The sequence below is a fragment of the Piscirickettsia litoralis genome (assembly GCF_001720395.1).
GTDB classification, from domain to species: domain Bacteria; phylum Pseudomonadota; class Gammaproteobacteria; order Piscirickettsiales; family Piscirickettsiaceae; genus Piscirickettsia; species Piscirickettsia litoralis.
In genome coordinates this window covers 246,118-270,811 of sequence record NZ_MDTU01000001.1, presented here as the reverse complement: position 1 = coordinate 270,811, position 24,694 = coordinate 246,118, and the positions used below count along the sequence as shown (strand labels likewise).

Annotated in this window: 22 protein-coding genes and 2 pseudogenes; 11 read left to right on the top strand and 13 right to left on the bottom strand. The window is 40.6% G+C overall.

The features are described 5' to 3' along the window. Nucleotides 1-213: 213 nt before the first annotated feature. The 4 genes and pseudogenes from BGC07_RS19155 to BGC07_RS01220 form a co-directional block, all read left to right on the top strand. Nucleotides 214-516 (top strand): annotated as a pseudogene (locus BGC07_RS19155) (IS3 family transposase); the annotation flags it as partial. 88 nt (nt 517-604) lie between these two features. Then, the gene (locus tag BGC07_RS01225; RefSeq protein ID WP_069311647.1) at nt 605-2,047 is read left to right on the top strand and encodes an amino acid permease; all 1,443 of its coding nucleotides are present in this window, start codon (nt 605-607) and stop codon (nt 2,045-2,047) included. A 3-nt stretch (nt 2,048-2,050) separates the two neighbouring features. After that, nucleotides 2,051-2,602, top strand: a complete 552-nt coding sequence (locus BGC07_RS19975) for an Orn/Lys/Arg decarboxylase N-terminal domain-containing protein (protein ID WP_139121571.1) — start codon at nt 2,051-2,053, stop codon at nt 2,600-2,602. Beyond that, entirely contained in the window at nt 2,494-4,416 is a 1,923-nt protein-coding gene (locus BGC07_RS01220) for an aminotransferase class I/II-fold pyridoxal phosphate-dependent enzyme (RefSeq protein ID WP_139121570.1), read from the top strand. Before BGC07_RS19975 ends, BGC07_RS01220 begins: the two co-directional genes overlap by 109 nt. Nucleotides 4,417-4,457: 41 nt before the next feature. Here BGC07_RS01220 and adhE read toward each other — a convergent pair whose 3' ends face one another. Beyond that, on the bottom strand, nt 4,458-7,049 hold the full coding sequence (adhE, locus tag BGC07_RS01215; RefSeq protein WP_069313768.1) for a bifunctional acetaldehyde-CoA/alcohol dehydrogenase: 2,592 nt from the start codon (nt 7,047-7,049) through the stop codon (nt 4,458-4,460). 459 nt (nt 7,050-7,508) lie between these two features. After that, nucleotides 7,509-7,985 (bottom strand): universal stress protein, encoded by a 477-nt coding sequence (locus tag BGC07_RS01210; RefSeq protein ID WP_069311646.1) that lies wholly within the window; start codon nt 7,983-7,985, stop codon nt 7,509-7,511. A 183-nt stretch (nt 7,986-8,168) separates the two neighbouring features. Between BGC07_RS01210 and BGC07_RS01205 the strand changes: the two genes are divergently transcribed. Continuing rightward, entirely contained in the window at nt 8,169-8,603 is a 435-nt protein-coding gene (locus BGC07_RS01205; protein ID WP_069311645.1) for a hypothetical protein, read from the top strand. Here the strand turns inward: BGC07_RS01205 and BGC07_RS01200 are convergent. Then, nucleotides 8,598-9,293, bottom strand: a complete 696-nt coding sequence (locus BGC07_RS01200) for a helix-turn-helix domain-containing protein (protein ID WP_069311644.1) — start codon at nt 9,291-9,293, stop codon at nt 8,598-8,600. The genes BGC07_RS01205 and BGC07_RS01200 overlap by 6 nt on opposite strands. Before the next feature lie 182 nt (nt 9,294-9,475). Between BGC07_RS01200 and BGC07_RS21410 the strand changes: the two are divergent. The 4 genes and pseudogenes from BGC07_RS21410 to BGC07_RS21400 form a co-directional block, all read left to right on the top strand. Beyond that, nucleotides 9,476-9,955: pseudogene (locus BGC07_RS21410) on the top strand (aspartate-alanine antiporter-like transporter); the annotation flags it as partial. A 772-nt stretch (nt 9,956-10,727) separates the two neighbouring features. After that, nucleotides 10,728-11,198: an aspartate-alanine antiporter-like transporter gene (locus BGC07_RS21405; RefSeq protein WP_317135142.1), complete on the top strand. Its 471-nt coding sequence runs from the start codon at nt 10,728-10,730 to the stop codon at nt 11,196-11,198. A 35-nt stretch (nt 11,199-11,233) separates the two neighbouring features. After that, on the top strand, nt 11,234-12,634 hold the full coding sequence (locus BGC07_RS01190) for a bifunctional aspartate transaminase/aspartate 4-decarboxylase (protein ID WP_235602819.1): 1,401 nt from the start codon (nt 11,234-11,236) through the stop codon (nt 12,632-12,634). Then, nucleotides 12,612-12,812, top strand: a complete 201-nt coding sequence (locus BGC07_RS21400) for a hypothetical protein (protein ID WP_235602818.1) — start codon at nt 12,612-12,614, stop codon at nt 12,810-12,812. Before BGC07_RS01190 ends, BGC07_RS21400 begins: the two co-directional genes overlap by 23 nt. A 196-nt stretch (nt 12,813-13,008) precedes the next feature. Here BGC07_RS21400 and BGC07_RS23750 read toward each other — a convergent pair whose 3' ends face one another. The 3 genes from BGC07_RS23750 to BGC07_RS01180 all read right to left on the bottom strand — a co-directional run bounded on the left by BGC07_RS23750 (nt 13,009) and on the right by BGC07_RS01180 (nt 15,169). Further along, entirely contained in the window at nt 13,009-13,542 is a 534-nt protein-coding gene (locus BGC07_RS23750; protein ID WP_077216683.1) for an MFS transporter, read from the bottom strand. Further along, entirely contained in the window at nt 13,532-14,230 is a 699-nt protein-coding gene (locus tag BGC07_RS19145) for an MFS transporter (RefSeq protein ID WP_268801687.1), read from the bottom strand. Before BGC07_RS19145 ends, BGC07_RS23750 begins: the two co-directional genes overlap by 11 nt. A 132-nt stretch (nt 14,231-14,362) precedes the next feature. After that, a complete protein-coding gene (locus tag BGC07_RS01180; protein WP_069311643.1) occupies nt 14,363-15,169 on the bottom strand; it encodes an alpha/beta fold hydrolase in 807 nt (268 codons plus the stop codon). 491 nt (nt 15,170-15,660) lie between these two features. Here BGC07_RS01180 and BGC07_RS01175 point away from each other — a divergent pair, with 491 nt between their 5' ends. Together BGC07_RS01175 and dapE are read left to right on the top strand one after the other, a co-directional pair. Next, nucleotides 15,661-16,020, top strand: a complete 360-nt coding sequence (locus tag BGC07_RS01175; RefSeq protein WP_235602817.1) for an ArsC family reductase — start codon at nt 15,661-15,663, stop codon at nt 16,018-16,020. Beyond that, nucleotides 16,013-17,152 carry a succinyl-diaminopimelate desuccinylase gene (dapE, locus tag BGC07_RS01170; RefSeq protein ID WP_069311642.1) on the top strand — a complete coding sequence of 380 codons (1,140 nt, stop codon included), beginning with the start codon at nt 16,013-16,015 and terminating at the stop codon, nt 17,150-17,152. Before BGC07_RS01175 ends, dapE begins: the two co-directional genes overlap by 8 nt. A 114-nt stretch (nt 17,153-17,266) precedes the next feature. Here the strand turns inward: dapE and htpG are convergent, their stop codons facing one another. The 7 genes from htpG to dnaX form a co-directional block, all read right to left on the bottom strand. Beyond that, nucleotides 17,267-19,180 (bottom strand): molecular chaperone HtpG, encoded by a 1,914-nt coding sequence (gene htpG / locus BGC07_RS01165; RefSeq protein WP_069311641.1) that lies wholly within the window; start codon nt 19,178-19,180, stop codon nt 17,267-17,269. 38 nt (nt 19,181-19,218) lie between these two features. Continuing rightward, the gene (locus BGC07_RS01160; protein ID WP_069311640.1) at nt 19,219-19,857 is read right to left on the bottom strand and encodes an O-methyltransferase; all 639 of its coding nucleotides are present in this window, start codon (nt 19,855-19,857) and stop codon (nt 19,219-19,221) included. Between the two features lie 75 nt (nt 19,858-19,932). Next, nucleotides 19,933-20,667, bottom strand: coding sequence for a class I SAM-dependent DNA methyltransferase (locus BGC07_RS01155; protein WP_069311639.1), 735 nt, complete (start codon nt 20,665-20,667; stop codon nt 19,933-19,935). A 27-nt stretch (nt 20,668-20,694) separates the two neighbouring features. Continuing rightward, a complete protein-coding gene (locus tag BGC07_RS01150; RefSeq protein WP_069311638.1) occupies nt 20,695-21,792 on the bottom strand; it encodes a 4-phosphoerythronate dehydrogenase in 1,098 nt (365 codons plus the stop codon). Further along, the gene (gene recR / locus BGC07_RS01145) at nt 21,789-22,385 is read right to left on the bottom strand and encodes a recombination mediator RecR (RefSeq protein WP_069311637.1); all 597 of its coding nucleotides are present in this window, start codon (nt 22,383-22,385) and stop codon (nt 21,789-21,791) included. The genes BGC07_RS01150 and recR overlap by 4 nt, the downstream gene beginning before the upstream one ends. Nucleotides 22,386-22,416: 31 nt before the next feature. Further along, complete coding sequence (locus BGC07_RS01140) at nt 22,417-22,749, bottom strand: YbaB/EbfC family nucleoid-associated protein (protein WP_069311636.1); 333 nt, start codon at nt 22,747-22,749, stop codon at nt 22,417-22,419. A gap of 26 nt (nt 22,750-22,775) precedes the next feature. Beyond that, entirely contained in the window at nt 22,776-24,464 is a 1,689-nt protein-coding gene (dnaX, locus tag BGC07_RS01135) for a DNA polymerase III subunit gamma/tau (RefSeq protein WP_069311635.1), read from the bottom strand. Nucleotides 24,465-24,694 lie beyond the last annotated feature (230 nt).

The following is a 24,694-nucleotide window of genomic DNA, read 5'->3' as shown; positions in this document are numbered from 1 at the left end:
AACTTTGATCTTACCCCGATTTAGAAGCGGTTGCAGCTGCCTTGCGGCCAGCTTCAGTTGCGCAAACCGCTAAAAACTTAGGCACTCCTTCAGCAACACTAGATACTCGGATCAACCAGCTCAAGACTCAACCGAAAACCACAAAGAAACCTCCAATGAAAGCCGGACTCATTTGTGATAGATATGGCCAAGAAAAAGCGTGGCAACTTAACTGGTGCCATTGCTCATTCGAACAGAGGATCGCAATATTGTTCAGAGAAGTACCAGAAATTAATAGAAAAATATGGGGTGACTTGTAGCATGAGTCGTAAAGCAGATTGTTGGGATAACAGTCCAATGGAAAGTTTTTTTCGTACTCTAAAAACTGAATTAATTTATCAAACGCGCTATAAAACAAGGAAAGAAGCCGAAGAAAGTATTTTCGAATATATCGAAATGTATTACAATCGCAAACGCCTTCACTCATCGATCAACTATCACACTCCCGCTGAGTATGAATTGGTGACTGATGACTGAAGCTGCGTAAACAGGTGTCCACTTTTTCGGGCTAAGATCATGCTATGCTATCGGCCTAACCCATTAAACCAAATAGTAAGAGGGGATCATGACTGCACCTACAAATCAAAAAATAGGCATCATCGCTGCAACCGCTATTGTTGCTGGCAATATGATGGGATCAGGTATCGCCTTACTCCCCTCCAGCTTAGCAAGTATCGGCTCTATCACATTAATCTCTTGGTTTTTAGCTGCGATCGGCGCGCTTGCACTCGCTTACGTGTATTCAACTTTAGGAAATAGAGACCCTCAGCCAGGCGGACCAGTCGCTTATGCCGGAGAAGTAGCCCCAGTCTTTGGTTATCAAACAGGGTTGCTTTACTTTCATGCAGGTTGGGTTGGTAATTTAGCAATGGCACTTGCAGGTATTGATTACTTATCAGTATTCTTCCCAGTATTAACCCAACCTGTCGCAGGTGGCATTGCGACAGTGATTGCAATATGGCTTTTAACACTTTTAAACTTACTGGGTGCTGCGTGGATAGGGCGCCTAGTCACAATCAGTATTATAGGCATATTAATCCCAGTGATTTTAACTGGTACGATTGGCTGGTTAACATTCAAACCAGACGTTTTTTTATTAAATTGGCACGTTGGAGCTTCATCTAGCTCTTTTTCTGTTTTTTCCGGTGTTGTACTATGCATTTGGGCCTTTATCGGCATAGAAAGCGCCTCGGTGAATGCCGGCTTGGTTAAAAATCCAAGTAAGACCATACCAATGGCGACCATGCTCGGCACAGCTATCGCAGCACTCGTCTATATTTCTTCTTGTACGGTAATTTCTGGGATGTTCCCTGCGCAACAAGTAGCGAATTCCGGAGCACCTTTTTCCTTAGCTTTAGAGCATATTGTAAAAGTATTAGCACCGACAAAAGTCGATGCAGGAACAATTAATACCATATCATTAGCGATTAAATATATTGTCGCGGCAGCCACCGCATTTGCATGTCTAATCTCTCTAGGTTCATGGATTATGATGATCGCTCAAGCTGCTGCACGATCTGCCCAAGACGGGACATTGCCTAAAATATTTGCCCAGACCAATGAAAAAGGAGTTCCAGTTAAAGGAATTTACATCCAAGCTGCACTTTCTACCGGGCTGATGATAGTTGTAAGCCTGATTGCTGCATCTACAAACAAAAATAGTCAAGGTATGTTTGGTATCATTGCTTCAGTGACTGTACTGTTTACGGTCATTCCTTATTTCTACTCTTCGTTGCAATTGATTCGGATAGAAAGAATGGATCATGTTCCATTTAAGCGAGCAATTTTGCCTGTAACAATGGCTTTAATTGCTATAGCCTGGAGCTTCAGTGCATTAGCAGGTTCAGGCTTTGGTATTTTAATCAGTGCTATCCTCATCATTTTTGGTGTCTTTATTTTCTATGCTGCAAAAGATCGCACCGAACTGGAAAAGTCGATGCATGCATTACGCCTACACCGCGTAGAACAACTTTCAAAAGACTATCACACAAAGAATCAGGAGCAGTAAATCATGAAATTTGAGAATTTATTTAAGTTTTTATTAATTGATGCATATGCCAATTCAAAAACACATCGTGGTGAAGTTATTCAGGCATTAAGTCAAGAGTTAAAAAAGGATGGATTCAGCGTCGATCTTATAGAAAGCCGCGAACAGGCGAAGTTCGCTATCGAGCAAGACATCGCTTATGGCTGTATTCTAGTTGATTTTGACAGTCAAGAAGAGAATGGTTTATCTCCAATGGAGTTTGTGGATTTTTTAAAAAACCGTGGACTAGAGGTACCAATTTTTGCAATCACTGAGCGACATAAAATTAATGAGCTAAATAGCGAAATTTTAGGTAAACTGCGTGGAGCAATTGTCCCTCATGAAGATACGCCTGAGTTTATTGCAAAATACGTAGCAAGAGCCTTTCATGAGTACATTAAGGACATAAAAACTCCTTTTTTGGTGGCATGGTTGATTATGTTGCTGCAGGTAACGAAATGTGGATCGCTCCAGGACATAATGGAGGCATGTTTTACCGCAGAAGCCCAATTGGTCGCGTATTTTTTGACTTTTTAGGTGAGAATTTTTTCAGGTCTGATTTTAACTTTGTGCCCGACCTGGGTGGGATTTTTGACCACTCTGGCGCATTTTTAAAAGCGGAGCAAGATGCAGCAAAAATTTTTAACGCTGAGAGAACCTACTTTGTTTTAAATGGAACCTCAACCTCAAACAAAATGGTGAACGGCGCTGCCATCACCCAAGGTGATTTAGTATTATTTGACCGTAATAACCACAAGTCTCACCATCACTCTGCACTAATGACTAATGGCGGAATCCCTATTTATTTGCCTGCAGATCGTAATGCATATGGCATGGTAGGCCCGATTGACTATTATTCTTTAGATGAAGATAAGTTACGACAACAGATAAAAAACAATCCATTAGTGAAAGATAAAAATGCGTGGAAAAAAGAGCGGCCATTTCGTGCCGTTATTTTAGAAAATTGTACGTATGACGGCACTATTTATAACGTCGAAACAATCATAAATAAGCTTGGTCATTTATGTGATTACTTATTCTTCGACGAAGCCTGGGGCGGCTTTATGCGCTTCCACCCTCTTTTTAAAGGACGTTATGCAATGGGTCTAGAAAAGCTCAAGCAAGACGATCCAGGAATTTTTGTCACACAATCAACTCATAAACAGCTCGCAGGAATGTCACAAGCCTCGCAAGTCCATATAAGAGACAGTCATTTACAAGGGCAAAAAAGGCGGATTAATCATAAACGCTTTAACGAAGTTTATATGATGCATATGTCTACCTCGCCATTTTATCCAATGTTTGCCTCCCTTGACGTCGGAGCTCAAATGATGAAAGGCAAAAATGGTGAGTTCTTATGGGATGAAGCAATTCGCAGAACAATTACACTCAGAAAGCAAGTGAGAGCATTGTCAAAAGAGTATAACCAAACTCGTAATAAGCCTGAAGAGCAATGGTTTTTTGACCCATTTGTGCCCGATAAAGTCACTATTAAAAATTCAGCTCACACTCCAGATTTACAAGATATGCCCTGGGAAGAAATTGCTGATGACGTGCTATGCCAAGAACAACAATGTTGGACTTTTGCTGAGGGAGCTAATTGGCATGGCTATACAAAAATTAAAGGCGATTACGCCATGGTTGATCCGACAAAGTTCATTTTGTTAACACCTGGAATTGACCGACAAACCGGCGAGTATATGGACTGGGGGGTTCCTGGGCCGATTTTAGGTGCCTTTATGCGCAGTCGAGGCATTGTTCCTGAAAAAACAGACTTTAACTTAATCCTATTTTTAATTACACCCGCTCTCGAACGCTGCAAAGAAGCCACTTTATTAGCAGAATTGGTTGAGTTTAAAAAGTTATTTGACAGTAATGCATTAATCGATGACATTTTGCCTGACTTAGTTAAAGAGTTTCCATCAGTTTACAAAGGGCGAGGTTTAAAAGATATCTGCCTAGAAATGCATAACTGCTTCAGATCTCATCGAGCCTCTCTCTTACAACAGCAGCAATTTGAATCAGAACACTTTCCAGAGATGGCGATGAGCCCACAAGAGGCTTTCAATGAGTTGATGCGAAATAATGTTGATTATGTGCCGTTAAGCCAAGCAAAAGGGCGTATAGCGGCAAGTCTTGCCCTTGTTTACCCTCCAGGGATTGGCGTAATGATTCCAGGTGAACGCTATGATCATCGAGCTAAACCACAGCTTGATTATTTAAAAATGTTTGAAGACACAAATACACGGTTTCCCGGCTTCGAAAATGAAATTCAAGGCGCATATGCAGAAGAGCAAAATGAGGGAGAAACAAAATATTTTACATATGTTGTTAAAGAAGACAATGAGTAATACTCAATACCCCCGCGACCAAGCGGGGGGTGCATGAGGAACTATTGATCATAGTTTCGGCCATAGTATGATGCTATTAACACATCCTTAATTTCCTGAATTAGAGGATAGCGTGGATTAGCCCCTGTACACTGATCATCAAAGGCTTCAACTGCAATTTTATCGACTTTCTCTAAAAACTCTTGCTCATTCACCCCCGCTGCTTGAATAGACTTGGGAATATTAAGTATCTTCTTTAAATTGTCGAGCCAATCAATTAAGCCCTGCACACATTCTATATTCGTTTCACCCTGAATTCCCAAGTGGCGTGCGATTTCAGCATAGCGGCATAGAGCTTTTGGACGATCATATTGAGAAAATGCAGTTTGCTTTGTCGGCGTGTCTGTCGCGTTATAACGTATAACATTACAAATTAGTAAAGCATTTGCTAACCCATGAGCAAGATGAAACTCTGCTCCTAATTTGTGAGCCATAGAGTGGCAAACACCTAAGAACGCGTTCGCAAAAGCAATACCTGCAATTGTTGCAGCATTATGAACCTTTTCTCGATCCACTGGTGCAGCTTTACCTTTTTGATAACAAGCAGGCAAGTGTTCTTTTAACAGCTTCAATGCATGCAATGCCTGACCATCTGAAAACTCATTTGCCATGACAGAAACGTATGCTTCAATTGCATGAGTAACTGCATCAATCCCCCCAAACGCAGTAAGAGGCTTCGGCAAATCCATCACTAAGTTTGCATCAATGATGGCCATATCCGGCGTAATTTCATAATCAGCCAGTGGGTATTTTTCACCGCTATGGTCATCTGTCACAACTGCAAAAGGAGTCACTTCTGATCCTGTTCCTGAAGTCGTTGGAATAGCGATAAAATTTGCTTTTTCGCGCATACGAGGAAAAGAGTAAATACGCTTTCTAATATCCATAAATCGCATTGCTAGATCCTGAAAGTCAACTTCAGGATGCTCATACATCACCCACATGATCTTAGCAGCATCCATAGGCGAACCACCACCCATTGCAATAATTAAATCAGGCTGAAACTCCTCCATTGCTTTAGCACCTTGAAGAGCTGTGGTAAGTTTTGGGTCAGCATCGACCTCAAAGAAAACTTCAACGTCTATATCTAAACTTTTTAACTGCCTTAATAAATTTTTGATCATTCCTGAATTAAATAAAAATCGATCAGTTACAATAAACGCGCGTTTTTTACCTTGGTACTCTTCCAAGGCCATTGGTAAACATCCCCGGCGAAAATAAATTTTAGGAGGCAGCTTATGCCACAGCATATTTTCCTCTCTTTTGGCAACTGTTTTAATATTAAGCAAGTGCTTAGGCCCTACATTTTCTGAAATAGAGTTTCCACCCCAAGAACCACACCCTAATGTCAAAGAAGGGGCTAATTTAAAGTTATACAAATCCCCAATAGCACCTTGAGAGGCAGGTGTGTTAATTAATACTCTGGATGTTTTCAGCTTGTCTCCAAAATACTGAATACGGTCACCCTGTAAATCTTGGTCTGTATAAAGAACGGAAGTATGACCGATGCCTCCAATCTCAACAATGGTCTCTGCAAGTTCAACCGCTTCGTTAAAATTTTTTGCTCTAAATAACCCAAGTACAGGAGAAAGTTTCTCATGGGCAAATGGCTCATTTATAGAGAGCTTTTCACATTCTCCAACAATAACCTCGGTTTTATGAGGTATAGTGATGCCTGCCATAGCTGCAATCGTTGCCGCAGACTGGCCCACTATCTCTGTATTCAAACGGCCATCTTTAAAAATACACTGTCTAATTTTCTCAGCTTCTTCTATAGATAAAACGTAAGCTCCATGAGTAGAAAAACGTTGCTTGACCTCATCATATACATCATCAACAACGATCACAGCCTGTTCAGATGCACAAACAACGCCATTATCAAAGCTTTTTGACATTACAATAGACGCTACGGCTCTCTTAATATCTGCTGCTTCATCAATGACGACAGGTGTATTGCCAGCCCCTACACCAATAGCAGGTTTGCCAGAAGAATAAGCGGCTTTCACCATCCCTGGACCACCTGTTGCAAGAATAAGGTTAATGTCAGAATGATGCATTAATTGGTCAGAAAGTGAGACACTCGGCTCATTAATCCAGTTAATGATATGTTTAGGTGCACCGGCCTTCACTGCGGCATTTAAAATTATGCTAGCCGCTCTATTTGTACAATGCTTGGCTCGAGGATGTGGAGAAAAGATAATGCCATTGCGTGTTTTAAGTGCAATCAATGCCTTGAAGATTGCTGTCGATGTTGGGTTCGTCGTTGGTATAACAGCAGCAATTAAGCCCACCGGTTCAGCAACGCTGATAATACCAGACTCATCATCCTGAGATAAAACACCACATGTTTTCTCGTCTTTATACTTATGATAAATGTACTCACATGCGAAGTGATTCTTGATAACTTTATCTTCAATTACTCCCATTTGAGTTTCGTTTACAGCCTCTTGAGCAAGTGAGATACGAGAGCTATTTACTGCCAGTGCAGCAGCACGAAATATTTTATCAACCTGCTGCTGAGTAAAACTAGCGAATTCTTTTTGAGCTTTCTTTGTTTTTGCTATCAATTCATTAAGGTTATCTTTATTAGTCATTTTCTGCCACTCATAAACCATTATTACAACCCATTACAACAAAGCCGGTAATGGTCACTATATGATAAACACGCACTCTTAATCAGTAATTGATTTATATCAAACCTCTACTCACAAAGAAACCATTTTAAAAGGGCTTTCATTCTCTACCGCATATATTTAAGAGAAATAAGCTACCATATAAAGCTTGTGTCAAAATTGTACGACATGATACTAGAAATACAATCTATTCAGATCAGCCGGAAACTATGGGGTTCACTTGATGCTCACTTATTAATCATCATAAGCATAGAAATTTATCGAGTGCATTAGAGGCACTCATCGATCAACTATCACACTCCCGCTGAGTATGAATTTATGAATCGTGATGGCTGAAGCTGCATAAACAGGTGTCCACTTTTTCAGGTTAAGATCATTAAAAACTTAGACCGAGCTAGGTTAGCCGTGTGGTACACGGCATTATGATATCAACTTTGATAAAATGGGGTGGCGATCGCCCTTCAAAAGTTTATTTTTGGTTGAAGCAAGAACGAAAACATCACATTCTGCTTTATTAACGATTACATTAGCCGTTGAGCCCAACATGCCTAACCAGTGATGACGATGACCACTTAATATAATCAAGTCAACGTTCTCATCCTTTGCAAAAGTCAAAATATCTTCCTTAGGATAGCCTTCAACTATATTTTGACTATCTTCAGAAATATCAAGTTTATTACACATTAAGGCCATTTCATCAGCTGCACTTTTAAGGAGTTCAGAGTCATAAATAGGTGCCCCCATATACCCATAAGTCCGTGATATATCAGGAACGACATGCAACAAGCTAAACTTGCCAGCCAACTGAGATGATAACTCTTGGGCTTGCTGGATTGCTTCTGAGCTTCCTTCATCTAGATCAGTTGCAAAAAGAGCGTGTTTATATTTTTTTGTCATTCGAAGTTTCCCTTTAATTAATTGCTTGTGCGTATTATTATTAACAAGTCGCCTCACTCTGTAATTGATTTAAATCAAACTTTAATGCGTATTAAAATCAATAAAACTTGACCTAAATCAAAGCAAAAACACCGGCACTCTTCGTATAATCTGGAGTATTAATTACTATAGAAATTTATGATAATGCCAAAATATGAACACGTTCTTTATGTTACCTTACTAAAACATAATGTAGAAAATGATATTAATTATGTATGGCGACTTTGTGAGCAACTAAAATCTCGCTTAGGTTTTGCTTTGCTTATTCCAACATCAACTCAATCCGAAAGGTATCAAGAGAGCGAACACGCATTTCTGAACGACCATATCCTAAAAGATGCATATGAAAAACTAACAGCTGCAAGTCGCTTGTTAAAAGTTCCACAGCAAGATCTCTATTTACATGCAGGTGAATGTTTATACAAGCTCTTAGAGCGTTTATTGTCACGAACACGCCCCGATTTAATCATACTCCCTTCATCGCTCTCTTTTGAAGAAAGAGGGCATTGCTATGAAACAATTATGGATAAAGGAGCATCGATATTAAAACTAGCAACAACGCCCGTTATAGCTTCATAGCTTTTTAGAAGCGCATGCTTTTACTTGTAATTGACGCAAATCTAGAATGGAAACTTCACGCCGTGCTGCTTCAATGAGTCCTGCCATTTCAAGTTTTTTGAATGTTCTACTCACGGTTTCTAACGTTAAGCCTAAGTGATTGGCAATATCTTGTCGTGTCATACTCAGCCTAAGCTTTTGCGAAGAAAAACCACGCAAACGCATCCGGTTAGAAAGATTCATTAAAAATGAGGCTAAACGCTCATCGGCATGACTGCTCAGATGAATACTCGTCTGAGGTACCATTTCCCGGCTCATTGTCATCAATAACTGCTTATTTAGCTCGGGCAAGCTGCCAGAGAGCTTCAACAGTTTACTAAAATCTAACATACACAAACTACAGGTATCCAATGCCTCTACTGTATATTGATACTGACTAGAGTGAATCGCCTCCAGGCCCAGCAAATCCCCGGGGAAGAAAAACCCAAGCACTTGATCATGCCCTGCCCCTCCAGTGGAATAAGCCTTGCATGAACCCGATCTTAATGCAATCAGGTGCTTAAAGGGCTGCCCTTGCCGAAATAAAAGATCACCTTTCTCGATAACCTTCTGACGCGTTACAGCAGATTCCAGCTTAGTCATTTCTTCTTGAGTAAGACCCGCCGGCAAGCACAAGTTGGATGATGCACAGTTGTCACAAGAAAATTGCAATGGATTACCTCAATATGGCCATCTTGATAACCTCGTAAGTTTATCCGATTTTCCAAGCAACCACAACAAATGCACAATCTGGCTAAATTTGATCTATATCAAATCTTTTCCTTTTTCAACAGTGGTAGCATACGCCCTACAATTCAAATTTCCTTGGGCTAATTCATTATGAGCACATTAATATGCACTATATTCACCAATTATTAAACGCCGCACCCCTTTTAGCCCTGTTTATTGCCATCGCCCTCGGTTATTTTGCCGGTAAATTTAGAATCAAACGCTTTGTTCTGGGGGGAATCGCCGGCTCCCTGTTAGTCGGTGTTGTTGTTGGTCAATTTAACATTAAGCTCCCCGCAGGGATTGGCAGTATTTTTTTTGCTTTATTTATCTATGCAGTTGGCTATCAAGGCGGACCACAGTTCTTCAGCTCACTCAACCGAAAAACATTGATTCAGTTACTTTCTGCAACAATTACCTGCATCTTAGGCCTGTTATGTGTTTTGATCGCAGCATGGCTATTTCATCTAGATCGGGGCACCGCCGCAGGTCTTGCCGCCGGTGGTCTCACCCAGTCCGCAATTATTGGCACCGCAGGCGATGCAATTGCTAAACTTGGCCTTTCTCCTCAAATCACCCAAGCTATGCAAGGTAATGTCGCCGTTGGTTATGCAGTGTGCTATATCTTTGGATCATTTGGTCCTATTCTTCTTTTAAGCACGATCATCCCCGGGATCATGGGCTGGGATCTTCGTAAAGAAGCAAAAAAGCTTGCAGGAAGTATCACAAACAGCAAAAGTAACCTTGAGCCAGGACAGTTTAACGCCATTCACACGATTGATACCCGCATTTATTTAATTACTCAAGACTCAATCGCCATTGGAAAAAGTGCAGCACAGCTATTTGATGGAAGCTCTCATATTGCTATAGAGGCGCTTGTACGCAATGAACACTCTATTCCTGTCACCTCAAATACAGTGATTAAAGAAAACGACATTATCGCTGTTACCGCAAAAATTGATAATTTTATCAAACATGCAGCTCATCTTGGCTTGGAAGTCACAAAGCCTAATGCCATGAAACTGATCGAAGAAACCCGCAATATTGTTCTGACAAATAAAGATTTAGATGGTCAAACCGTTCATAACATTCAGCAATATTACCACAAGAAAGGACAACCGGAGCTTTATGGTATTTTCTTAAGTTCTATTTCGCGCTTAGGAGAAACGCTTGCGATAGATAAAGATAATAATCTCAAACTTAAACGTGGAGATGAACTCACACTCATCGGTCGCCCTGTCGATTTAGATCGCATCTCAGCTAAAATCGGTTATACCATTTCAGCAAGCCCGATTACTGATTTTATTTTTTTCGGGTTCGGTATCACGCTGGGCATTTTAATCGGTCTTATTAGCTTCAAAATTTTTCGGCGTCGCCATCAGTATTGGCACGGGCGGAGGTTGCTTATTCTCAGGGCTTATTTTTGGCTGGTTGCGTTCAACGCATCCACGCTATGGAGCGCTTCCAACAGGTGCTTCCAACTTTCTGAGGGATTTTGGCCTTGCCGTTTTTGTCGCGACTGTTGGGATCACTGCTGGACCACAAGCGATACAAACAATTAAACAATATGGCATCGAACTATTTCTCCTTGGTATAGGAGTCACATTAATCCCTCAAATTATTACATTTTTTATCTCTTATTATTTACTACGTATTAAAAATCCAATTGAAATCCTTGCAACAATTGCAGGCGGTCGCAGTGCAAACCCAGGCTTTGCAGCACTGCTCGATAAAGCGGGCAATTCGACACCGGTTATCCCTTTTACAGCCACTTATGCAATTGCTAATATCTGGCTAACACTTTGGGGACCCATTATCATTGGCCTGGTCACAAAAAACTACAGCTAACTTTATTAAAAACTAAATAAATAGGTCACTTAACTATGGAAAAGAAACACGCCTCCCAGCTTAGTCCTTTCGAATTTAAAGACGAACTCATCAAAAAAGCCAAATCAAACTCCGATAAAATCATGTTGAACGCAGGGCGTGGCAACCCTAATTTTCTAGCCCTCTTGCCTCGTTATGCATTTTTACGTTTAAATGATTTTGCTCTAAAGGAGGCAGAGAGAGGTTACTCTTACCTGCACTCTGGTCTTGGGGCAACACCAGAAAAAAACGGAATTGTTGAACGTTTCGATTGCTATGCAGCGATCCACCGCCAAGCCGAGGGAGTCGACTTTCTAAACTCAGCGCTTTCTTTTGTTTACGATCACATGGGAATTTCCAAAGCAGATTTTCTTTATGAAGTGACAGAAGCTATACTTGGCTGCAACTACCCTATTCCGCCACGTATGCTCAATTATTGCGAGAAAGTCGTTAAGGCTTACTTATCACAAGAGCTTTGTAATACAACAACACGCTCAGAAAGTTTTAACTTGTTTGCCACCGAAGGTGGAACTGCGGCAATGACTTACCTTTTTCAAACCCTTAAAGCAAATGCATTGATTAAGCCAAAAGATAAGATTGCCATTATCACGCCTATTTTCTCACCTTACCTAGAAATTCCTGAAATTCCAGCCTATAACTTAGAAATCACTCATATTCATGCTGATGAGAATCAACACTGGCAAATTCCAGCAAAAGAATTAAAAAAACTTGAAGACCCCGCAATTAAGCTGTTATGTCTTGTAAATCCAAGCAACCCTCCTTCTGTAAAAATAAGTGATGACACACTCAATCAAATTCAAAAAATTATTCAAGAAAAACGCCCTGATTTGATGATTATCACCGATGATGTTTATGCAACATTTTCAGATAATTTTACATCTCTTTTCTCAAAATGCGCGCATAATACCCTTTGTGTCTACTCTTTTTCTAAATATTTTGGCGCAACCGGGTGGCGACTAGGAACCATTGCTCTTCATGAAGATAATCTCTTTGATAAATTACTTCAAACCTTGCCAGAAAAAGAGAAATTGCGCTTGGATCAGCGTTATGCTTCGCTCACTCCAGAACCTCGCAATGTTCGCTTCATCGACCGAGTGGTCGCAGACAGTCGTACTGTTGCCCTCAATCATACCGCAGGTCTTTCTAACCCTCAGCAGGTGCAAATGACTCTATTTGCCATAAGCTGCCTTATTGATGAAGAGCAGATGTATAAAAAATCAGCCAAACATCTGATCCGTCGCCGTTATAATATTCTTTACCAAGCCATGGGCATCGTTCCAGACAGCAACGAAAATAGTGTTGACTATTACACTTTAATCAACCTTGAAAGCTTAGGTGAAAAATCTATACGGAAAGCCATTTGCCACTTGGTTTATGAGTCAGAATACGGGAGCTGACTTTCTTACTCGACTCGCAGAAGAGACAAGCGTCGTTCTCTTACCCGGTAAAGGGTTTGATGTTCAGCACCCGTCAGTTCGTGTTTCACTTGCGAACCTAACTGAATATGACTACAAAGCCATTGGTCTTGCCATCCGGAAAATATTAGAAGAATATTGGCAGGATTTTGAAAAATAATTAGGTCACGAGAGTGGGAATGCCAAAATTATTAGAGTAAAACAGTGGGGTCAAGTCTACTGTTTTTTAAATTTTGCTTTCGATAACAATGCTTGCCGAAAAATACCATTAAAAGCAGCCTATTTTCAGGCTGCTCTGATTTAGTGTACATTTTAACAATCACTTAGGTAAAAAAATAGCAGCCGTATACGACAACTTAAACCTTAATCTTCTGAGGTGTTTTAATTAAGTACATAGCCAACAACCCAAGCGCCGCACAGGTCATACTGACTATTGCAGGCCCGGCAACCACATTAATATCTTTAATCATAATTTCTATGGATAAAGGTGCAATCCCCCCAACAAAAGCAAATGCAATATTATACCCTAAGGCAACTCCCGAAAACCTAACATCAGTGGTAAATAAATCACAGATTACTCGCATAAAGAGTCCTGTAATAATAGAAGGTATGATTGAAATTAATACAATCCCTAAGACGAGGTAAGTATGGTTCCCAGCGTTCATAAGCATAAAGCTAGGGTAACTCACTATAAGCAAAGCTAATGCAGCCGATGTGTATAGTTTCTTAGGGCTAATGTAATCAGTCAAAAAACTCGCTAAAAATATCATAATAATATTAATTATTGCACTGATTAAAATAATAGGTTCATAGACTACACTAGAGTAATGTAGATGATTTGCTAAATATTTAGACAAATATAAAGAAACAATAACACCATCAAAACCCACAATAATAACGGCAAGAATTGCTGTAACCTGATTTCGTAGTTGTAATTTTAATATTGCATATAGAGGGAATTTTTTGCTTTCTCTCTAGTTCACTGAACATTTTTGTTTCATCCAATTTTTTTCGTATATAATAACCAACAAAAGCGATAGCTGAGCCACTAATAAAGGCAATACGCCAAGCATTCTCATCAAAAAAGTGATGGAATATTAAACTCATCACATCACCAAGAATAAACCCAAGAAAAACCATAGAGAACAGTACACCTAAAGCAATTCCTTTTCGATCAACCGACTCATAAACAAAAACAATAGCTCCTGGAAGCTCTCCCCCAAGAGCGATACCTTGCACCACTCTTAACAAAATAAAGATAATGGGAGCAAGTATACCTATTTGAGCATAAGTGGGCATAATTCCCATAAGAAACATGCAAAAAGCCATTAACAAGATTGTAAAAGAAAAGCTTTTTTTGCGGCCGATATTATCACCAAGCCACCCAATTAAAAAGCCACCAATAGGCCTAACAACATATGCCACAGAAAAAACAGCAATCGTTAATAGGCTTTTAATATACTCTGACTGAACCTCTTGAAAAAAAGAGGCGCTGATTTGACTAGAAAACAAGATGTAAAGAATGAAATCATAAAACTCTAACATCCCTCCAACCCCTGCAAGGACTGATACTTTCATTATGCTATTCTGGTTCATACTTTAATATCCAAGTTTAAACAATGTAAAAATAAATTTAGTATATGAAATAAGATTACAATTACCGCATATTTGATTTTTATTTAATCTATAAAAATAAATAATTATTAACCATTAATATTGGCAATGCTCGATCAATATGTCACAAAAATACTCAGGTTGCTCCAAGTGCAGTACATGAGAAGCATCATCAACCACTTTTAGTTTTGAACCCGGTATTTTTCTCACCATCGTTTGGTTTTGCGCAACAGGCAGTAAAAAATCCTCTTTACCACAAAGAATTAAAGTTTCAGACTGTATTTCTCTAAGAAAAGGCAATGAATTAAATTCTGAGCATGCCTCCAACTGCTTTTCCAAAGTCTGAATTGCTGTTGGGAAAAGGTAGTCAATTTTTTCTTGGATTCTTTTTTTGACTTGTTTTTTATTATTGAAAAAATTTACGGAATAACTCCAGGGCATTGACAATTTTATTAGTGTTTCTTTACTCAAAGCTCCTTCTCGTATTAAGTTAAAATGCATTTTCATTTGATAAACACTTCTGCAATCTACTTTATGTCCTGAAGAATAAATAATTAATTTATCAACCTTATCTGGATAATTTATTGAAAACTGCTGAGCAATAAACCCACCCATAGAATGCCCGACAATGTGAGTTTTCTCAATACCAAGCATATTCATAATCATATTTATATCATCAGCCATCGACGAAATGCTGCAAGACTCTTGCAGTTCGGTTGAACGTCCCGTACCATAGCTATCATATAAAATAATGTGGTAGTGTTTTTTAAGTCTTTCTGCAATATTCAGCCAGTAACTATGATCTTGGCCCAAACCGCTTATAAACAATAGTGCAGGCGCTTTCCTGTCACCAACCTCTTGGTAATATAGCGCACGCTCATTATTGAAAATGAATTTAGCCATTAATCGCCCTTGATACTTATTCATATAACCGTTGAATAATATATGGTTACATCACTATAAACAACGTAATATTTACTGATATTTTATTCGTTCTAAAAAGTCTAATTTATTATTTTAATGCTCATTACATTAACAAGCATTAACATTAAAGCCCCAAATACACTCAAATTATTTACAAATTCCCATAATCAAGAAAATGTCAGAACGCATCTCTTTACTTTTTAGCCTTGCCCATTCAAGCAGTGTGTCTAGTTATTTATGTCTCCTTAATTGGCTTGAAATTTACCACTATACAAATATACCGTCAATCAAAAAAAACAGCAAAAATTCTAAATGAGCCTCATGCTGGTGCCATGTGACTAGTTAAGTGGCATCACCCTGTAAGCATTCATCAAAAATTGACAATACCCTCCTATCACTTTTAATGATAAACTGCCAGTCAATTACAGCACAAATTTTAAAAATAAAACGAAATTAAGAAGAAAGTGACAATGGCTATGATAACAACCTTATACGGCATAAAAAATTGCGATACTGTCAAAAAAGCCCGCAAATTCCTCGATAACAACAATATTGACTATCGATTTCATGATTTTCGCCAAGACGGTACAAGCGCTGAGCTCATCGAACATTGGTGCCAATTAACGGATTGGCAAAATTTACTAAATAAGCGCAGCCGCACCTACCGTGAACTCCCTGAAGCCACCAAAAATACAATGAGTGCCGACTCTATTATTAACTTAGTCTGTCAGCAACCCACACTCGTTAAGCGTCCTGTATTAAATCATCAGGGTCAACTTTATATCGGCTATAGTGATAAGAATTATCAAGAGATATTTAGCCATGCATAAGGCGATAGAGTTAACTTGTGAATTAATCAAACGTGAATCTATCACACCCAACGATCAAGGCTGCCAGGAGTTGCTGGCAAGCCGGCTCAAAAAACTTGGTTTTACAACTGAATCAATGCCTTTTGGAGATACACAAAATTTATGGGCGAGAAAAGGCAACTCCACACCTTTAATTGTATTTGCAGGTCATACTGATGTCGTTCCTACAGGCCCTTTATCAGCATGGGACACCCCACCTTTCAACCCAACACTCGCAGATAACGGCATGCTCTATGGCCGCGGTGCCGCAGATATGAAGTCTGGTCTAGCGGCAATGATCACGGCCACCGAGAACTTCCTAGCTCGACATCCGACTCATCCAGGAGCTATCGGCTTTTTAATCACCAGCGATGAAGAAGGCCCAGCCACGCATGGTACGCAAAAGGTTCTCCAAGAGCTCGCCAAGCGTGGCGAAAAGATTGATTATTGCCTACTAGGTGAACCCAGCAGTTCCGAATACTCAGGAGATACTATTAAGCATGGTCGCCGTGGTTCCTTAAGTGGACAACTCACGATTCAGGGCAAACAAGGCCATGTTGCCTACCCGCAGCTGGCCGATAACCCTCTTCACCAGTGCCTTAATGCATTACAACAGCTTACAAGCTATAGCTGGGATCAAGAAACTGCCGATTTTCCCGCCACTACACTACAAATTACTCGAATTAACGGAGGAGACAACAAAGCCCGTAACGTAATTCCAGGCCAAGCCAACATCGACTTTAATTTACGTTTTTCTAACCAAATCACTCACGAAAAAATTCAAGATAAAATCCACTGCATTCTTGATGAAAACTATTTGGATTATCAAATTAACTGGCAAATCAACGGCCATCCTTTTTTAACTAAAGATGAATACTTCATTAATACAATCAAAAAATCAGTTGAGAGCACAATAGGAAAACACCCCATACTTTCAACGGCAGGAGGCACCTCAGATGGTCGGTTTATCGCCCCTTATGGCATTAGTGTCGTCGAACTCGGTGTGCCAAATAAGAGCATTCATCAAGTTAATGAATGCGTACATACCGATGATATCATTTCTTTAACAAAGATTTATGAGAGTATTTTAGCACAGATATTAATTAAGAGTTAGCCTATTATTTTAGAGCTGTTAAAATTCATCAGTACAATCAACTACTAAAAATCACGGGAAAAGCACAAAAAAGGCAGCCTAGGCTGCCTTTTTAATAGTCAATACAGCAATTACTTATACAAGCAAGCCGTTCATGCGCTTCACAAAGCTTGCTGGATCTTCTAATTGCCCACCTTCAGCTAAAATAGCCTGATCAAGTAAAAGATTAGACCAGTCAGCAAATACTGTTTCGTTGCCTTCTGACGCTTTTAGTCTAGCAAACAAAGCATGCTCAGGATTAAGCTCTAAGATCGGCTTGGACATTGGCATGTTTTGACCGGCAGCATTCATAATACGCTGCATATGTGCACTCATATCATGCTCATCAGCCACAATACAGGCAGGAGAAGAGGTTAAGCGCAAACTCACACGCACATCTTTAACTTTTTCGCCCAATGTCTCTTTGACTTTTTTGATCAACTCAGCATTCTCATCTTTAAGCTTTTCTTGTTTTTCTTTTTCTGCTTCATCATTCCCTAAATCAAGCGCACCTTTGCTCGCAGACTGTAGTTTTTTGCCTTCAAACTCAGTTAAGTAGCTAATCCACCACTCATCGACCGGATCAGACAGCAATAAGACTTCAACCTCTTTACTGGCAAAAGCTTCGAGCTGAGGACTATTTTTCGCCGCTGCATAACTATCAGCAGTAATATAATAAATGCTTTCTTGACCTTCTTTCATCCGAGAAATATAGTCTTCAAAAGAAACCGTTTGCGCTTCAGTACCTGTGTGCGTTGATGCAAAACGGAATAGCTTTGCAACACGCTCACGGTTAGCAAAGTCTTCTGCTGGACCTTCTTTTAGGACACGACCAAACTGCTCCCAAAAATCATTATATTTTTGCTTGTCTTCATCTTTAGCAATTTTTTCCATCAAACCAAGTATACGTTTCACAGAAGCTGTACGAATGGTATCAATGGTTTTATTACTCTGTAAAATCTCACGTGAAACGTTTAATGGTAAATCATTGGAATCGATCACACCACGCACAAAACGTAAGTAATTCGGCAATAAATGCTCTGCATCGTCCATAATAAAAATACGACGAACGTAAAGCTTAACGCCTTCGCGTTTTTCGCGATTAAATAAATCAAACGGTGCTTTTTTAGGAATATATAACAAGCTGGTATATTCAGTTTTACCTTCAACTTTATTGTGCGACCACACTAAAGGATCTTCGAAATCATGAGAGATTTGCTTATACGTCTCTGCATATTGTTCATCAGTAATCTCTGATTTTGGACGCGTCCACAAGGCGGTTGCGCTATTGGCTTGTTCTTCTTTACGGACAATTTCTGCAGGTTTCGGCTCTTCGCCTTCTTTGACTTCTTCTTGCTTTTCTTCATGAATAATCAAAAAGATCGGCGTAGAAATATGGTCAGAGTAGGTTTGAATAATGCTCTTTAAGCGATGCTCTTCTAAGAATTCTTCTTCACCTTCCTTCAAATGCAAGGTAATTTCTGTACCACGGTTTTCTAATGTCGCATCTTCAATGCTGTACTCACCCTCACCTTTGGACGTCCAGACTGTGCCCGTTTCAGCTGCAGCGCCAGCACGACGTGTTTTAACAACAACATCATCAGCCACCATAAAGGCAGAATAAAACCCAACACCAAATTGACCGATTAAGTGAGCGTCTTTTGCCTGATCACCCGTTAGAGATTCTAAAAATTGCTTAGTGCCAGATTTCGCAATGGTTCCTAAGTTTTCCATCACCTCTTCTTGACTCATGCCAATACCGTTATCACGGATGGTTAGAGTGCGCTGCTCTTTATTTGGCTCTATCCAAACTTTAAGCTCACCCTCATTTTCATAGAGGCTTTCGTTAGAAACCGCTTCAAAGCGTAACTTATCAATCGCATCAGCCGCATTAGAAACAAGCTCACGTAAAAAAATCTCTTTATTTGAATATAAAGAGTGAATCATCAACTTCAACAGTTGCTTTACTTCAGTTTGAAAACCATGTGTCTTAGGTTCAGCCACAGCCATTTCTCATCCTCTATCGTTTCAGTTTATCAATCAAAATTCTATTTTTTCCGCACCAGGTGCATGCCATCTCGCACGGTGAGCAACACATTTTCGACGCGCTCATCGGCGGTTAAATGAGCATTTAGCTCATGAACACCAATTGCGTGCTTACTTTCTGGTGCGAGGACCTCGCCATACCATAAGGCATTATCAATCACGAGTAATCCACCGCTTACTAGCTTAGATAGGGTCGCTTCATAATATTTCAAGTAGTTGGCCTTATCTGCATCCAAAAAAACAATATCGAAGTGATTGTCCGGCAATGTTGCTATCGTCTCAAAGGCCGGTGCAATGCGCAAATCAATCTTGTAGCCATGGGGACTTTGCTCGAAATAATAGCGAGAAAAGCTTTTACACATCGGATTCACATCGCAGCTAATCACCTGACCATCATCTGGCAAAACCTCGGCAATCGTCAACGCTGAATAACCAGTATAAGTCCCTAACTCTAATACATGTTTAGCGCCCATCAACTGAATCAACATACGCAGCAATTTAGCAGGAACACGCCCGGTCATCATCTGTGGACCACTCATATTTTCCCAAGTATCCGCAACTAATTCACGTAAAAGCGGCGACTCAGGCTGAGTGATCTCATGGCAATACTGCTCAATATCAGGGTTAACGATATCCTTCATAATCTCTACATTGTTGATTACATAAAATTTATAAAACAGTTACTAGGCTAGTCAGCGAAGAGCCGCCAACAAACATCAAGCGCTCTTCTTTTTGCCCACTAAAATATCAAATAATGGCGGCAAATATTTATCAACAGAGAAATCATTTTCGCAGCATATCTTTCTAGTCTCTATGAATTTCATTTCAAAGTCTTGGCTATAAATATCGTATAAATACAGAGGATTCCACTGAGTTAGTGTTGACCAATTTTTTCCATCAAGAGAAAACACCCAACGACTATACTTAGAACACTCGTCAAGAATACCAATTTCGCAGTTCAATTGGCTGCGCAAAAAGTCCAAATTTCTCGCATGAGATACTGTTACGCTCGGCACTAAGAAAACACAGTAGCCCTCGTCCTCCAATAAGCCGAGAATCTTCTGCTTAGCCGCTATTTGAGCATCATCGCTGTGCAACTGATTATGGAACCAACTCGCCGTTATCAACTGATAGCTTGACTGGCAGTTGAAGTCTAAGAAATCATCGCAAAAAAAATTAACCTTATCAAGAGACGGCTTAGCCTTTGCTTTAGCAATCAAAGCTTGTGAAAGATCAACCGCATCAATATGTTGTGCCGCTTCTAGCAGCTGCTCCGTAGATGCACCCTCACCACATGCGATATCAAGCGCAGAAGACACCTCATGTTTCTCTAAAATTTCGTTTATAGCATACTGCCGGCACATTGCTTGCTGGCGATAATAAAGCTGCGCCTGATCTGTCGCTTCTCTCGTTTTATCAAATGACTGCCACGCATCTTCTTTCATACTCATACTTCTCTCCATTTAGCAACACCAAAACTAACCAAAAAAATTAAAATCTAACTTAGATAAAATATTCTTATCATTTTTTTTCAACCGATTATTACTTTTCACTCGACGTGAAAAAGGCGCCCTCAGCAAATAATTTCTGCGTAAAGGCTCTACTCTACCATCAAGCAACTTCCTTACTTCTGCATCATCGATGCGTGGATCATAAGCGGCCAAAACCACTTCTTGCCAAGTTTTCGCTTCATTTACATTGAGTATCGCAGCTTCCGGCAGGCTGACAGGCTGATAGCTCACCCCCAACTTATCGGCAAGCCAACGTGTTGCCATACAAGTCGCATTATACTTGCCCATCACCCCGTATCCTGCGATATGGGGCGTGATTAGCTCTATTTGCTTTAAATCTAAATAATTTGCATCTATGTTTGGCTCGGCATCCCATACATCTAAAAGATAACGATGCTGAGGGTGCCTGCTAATAGCAGATAAAGATAAAGACTCACCCCGGCCAGCATTTAGAATAATACTGTTATCTGCCAATTTATCTAGCAATTTATCGATAAAATTAATTGTTGAATCATCACCTTGCCGAACTAAGGGCAAATGACAGCTCAACATTTGGCATTGACCAATATCGGCTAAACTTGCGCTTTTAAAGCTGGCATCACGCAACTGGCGTGGTGGATCATAGCAAACAGGTGTTAATCCAATGATTTTTAATAATTGCGCGACCTGTGAGCCAACATGACCCACGCCAATAATACCGACCTTTGCATCATGAATCGGCAATTTATCATGTAATTGCAATAACGCAATATTAGAAATAACATACTCAGCCACTGCTCGGGCATTACAACCTTGTGCCGCATACCAATCGATATCTAAATCTTTTAAGTCCGCAAGATTAAAATGATCAAACCCAGCAGAAGCAGTTGCAATATAACGAACCGAAGAACGTGCTAATAAACCATGATTAACTTGAGTGACTGTTCTAAGTAATAAGGCATCTATCCCCTTTAAATCACCGGGGTGAATTTCTCGGCCAGGACGCTTAATAAGCCTAGCTTGTTGAGTATCTGGAAAAATACCGTCTAGATAAGGAATCGCGTCATCAGCCAGAATAGAAATCATGAATAATTGAATTCTCGGCGTAATTCAAAAGCATGAGATAAGGTGCCGCTGTTCACAAACTCTAGCTCGCCTCCCACAGGCACACCATGAGCAATACGCGTAACTTTGCATGCTCCTTTAAGCTGATCAGCAATAAAATGAGCGGTTGCCTCGCCTTCGACGGTTGAGCTGGTTGCCAGGACCACTTCTGTTATCTCTTCCTCTTGTACACGCTGTTCTAGCTCAATCAGGCCAATTTCATCTGGGCCTAAGCCATCTAAAGGCGACAAACGACCCAACAACACAAAATAACAGCCCTGATACATCCCCGTCTGCTCTATGGCACGTTGGTCCATTGGCGACTCAACAATGCATAACAAGCTCTGATCTCGGCGCGAATCATTACACACTGCACAGATAGGCTCCATGCATAAAGTGCGACACTTTTTACAATGCTGCACCTCACTCACCGCTTCTAATAAGGTATTACCAAGGTGCTCAGCCTGCTTACGACCACGTTCTAGAAGATGATAAGCCATGCGCTGCGCACCTTTAGTGCCAACACCTGGTAGGCATTTAAAAGCCTGCACCAGCTGTTGTATTTTATCTGCCATAGATTATTAATATCTACTTATAAGTTAACAATTAAAATGGCAGCTTAAAGCCTGCAGGAAGGTTCATGCCATCAGCCATACCGCCCATCTTATCTTTGCTTTCAGTTTCGATCTTACGAACCGCATCATTCACCGCTGCAGCGATTAAATCTTCTAAGAACTCTTTATCTTCTTCCATCAAGCTATCGTCTAAACTCACACGCTTTACATCATGACGACCGGTCATAGTCACTTTCACCATGCCCGCACCGGCTTCACCCATCACTTCCATTTGAGCAATTTCTTCTTGCGCTTTTTGCATTTTCTCTTGCATTTCTTGCGCTTGCTTCATTAAGTTACCTAAACCGCCTTTTCCACCGAACATAACTTTTCCCCTTTTAAGGTTTCACTTTAAGATTTAACAACTTGAATACTGGATTCATCAATACGCGCCCCAAGCTCGGCTTGCAAGGCCTGCACATTGGGATCTTGCACAAACGCACTCACAGCATCCGCATGCTCCTCTTTGGCAATACGAACTTCTTGTGCTGCCGGCGTTTCTTGCGAAGAGCCTTTTAATTCAATCAACAATTGTACCTGACCTAAACGCTTCTGCAATGCTTGAAGTAAGGTTTGTTCTAAACGCGGTGTTTTCAAGCCTGCATGCTGCGGATCTAAATGTAGCACCAACCTCTGTCCATCAAAGCTATGTAGACAACAATGCGCCGCTAATTGTTTCACCACACCCGCTAAACGTAACTGACTGATGGTGTCATGCCAATTTAGCACATCACTCTGACTCACTCCCCCATCCGTCATAGCATCGTTAACTATGTTTTCTGAGGCGGCCTGGGAATGAGGGCGAGCAGAAGAAGCGGTCGCTGCTGACCGACCCAACTCTTTACGAGCAGTTATCATCGCTGATTGTTGTGCATTTTGCGCTGAAGCTTGAGTTTGAACCTGCATTGAGCTATTCCCTGAACTCACCCTTGAAACAGGTACGGCAGGACGATCAGAGGCTGTATTCACCTCAGTAAACGCTAGCATTCTTAAGACTATCATCTCAAATGCAACTTTCGGATCCGGTGCAATCGCCAAATCCTGGTAACCGGTCAAGGCGATTTGATAATACAGTTGCACCTGCTCAGCGCTCATCAGCTGAGCGAGTGCGCTTAAGCTTTGCTCATGTTGGGCCAACGCGCTGGGCGCAACTTGAGCTAATGCCAAACGATGCAAAACCGCAATAATCTCTTCTAAACTGGACGAATAATCTGCCGCAACGCTCGAAAACTGTTCGGTGAACTCAATCACAGCCGAAGCATCTTGCTCGGCTACTTTTGCTAATAATTTTAAAACAAGGTCTCGATCAACAGCACCCAACATCGCCACCACATCATCATGCCTCACTTGACCCTGGCCATAGGCAATGGCTTGATCAAGCAAACTTAAGCCATCACGCATGCTACCCTTAGCCCCATGCGCCAAAACAGCCAAGGCATCTGTTTCAAAACTAATATTCTCTTCGGTTAATAAAAATGCTAGATGCTGTTGAATATCATCTTGCGTCATTGGCTTTAGATGAAAGCGCAAACATCGGGATAATACTGTTGCAGGCAGTTTTTGTGGGTCGGTCGTTGCTAATAAAAACTTTACATGCTCTGGCGGCTCTTCTAACGTTTTCAGTAGAGCATTAAAGCTATGTGTTGATAACATATGCACTTCGTCAATCAGATAAATCTTATAACGACCTTCTGTCGGTGCATACTGAACATTTTCTAGGATTTCACGGGTATCTTCGACTTTGGTCCGCGAGGCTGCATCGATTTCAATTAAATCAACAAAACGCCCTTGATCAATCGATAAGCACGCGCTGCACTGACCACAAGGCGTAGAACTCACGCCTTCAAGGCAGTTTAAAGACTTCGCCAAAACACGCGATAAAGTCGTTTTGCCCACACCGCGAGTGCCAGTAAATAGATAAGCATGATGCAAGCGCCCTGCATCGAGCGCATGCTGCAAAGATTTTAGGACATGTTGCTGCCCGACCATCTGGACAAAGTTTTTCGGCCGCCACTTACGCGCAAGAACCTGATAACCCATAGAATACTCGACACTCTAAGCTCAAAATTTAAGATAACAGGCGTCATTATAAGCACTTTATCTGCTTTTTTCCAGGGGATCCAAATCACCGGCGCATAAATAAGGTTTAAGAATCTTAGTGGAATTATTTCTTTTTAGTTTCTCCGCACCTAAAACCATTTGCAGTTCATAGACCCCTTTGGAAGATTACAACAAAAAATGTCAATAAAATTTATTTAAAAAAGTTAAAA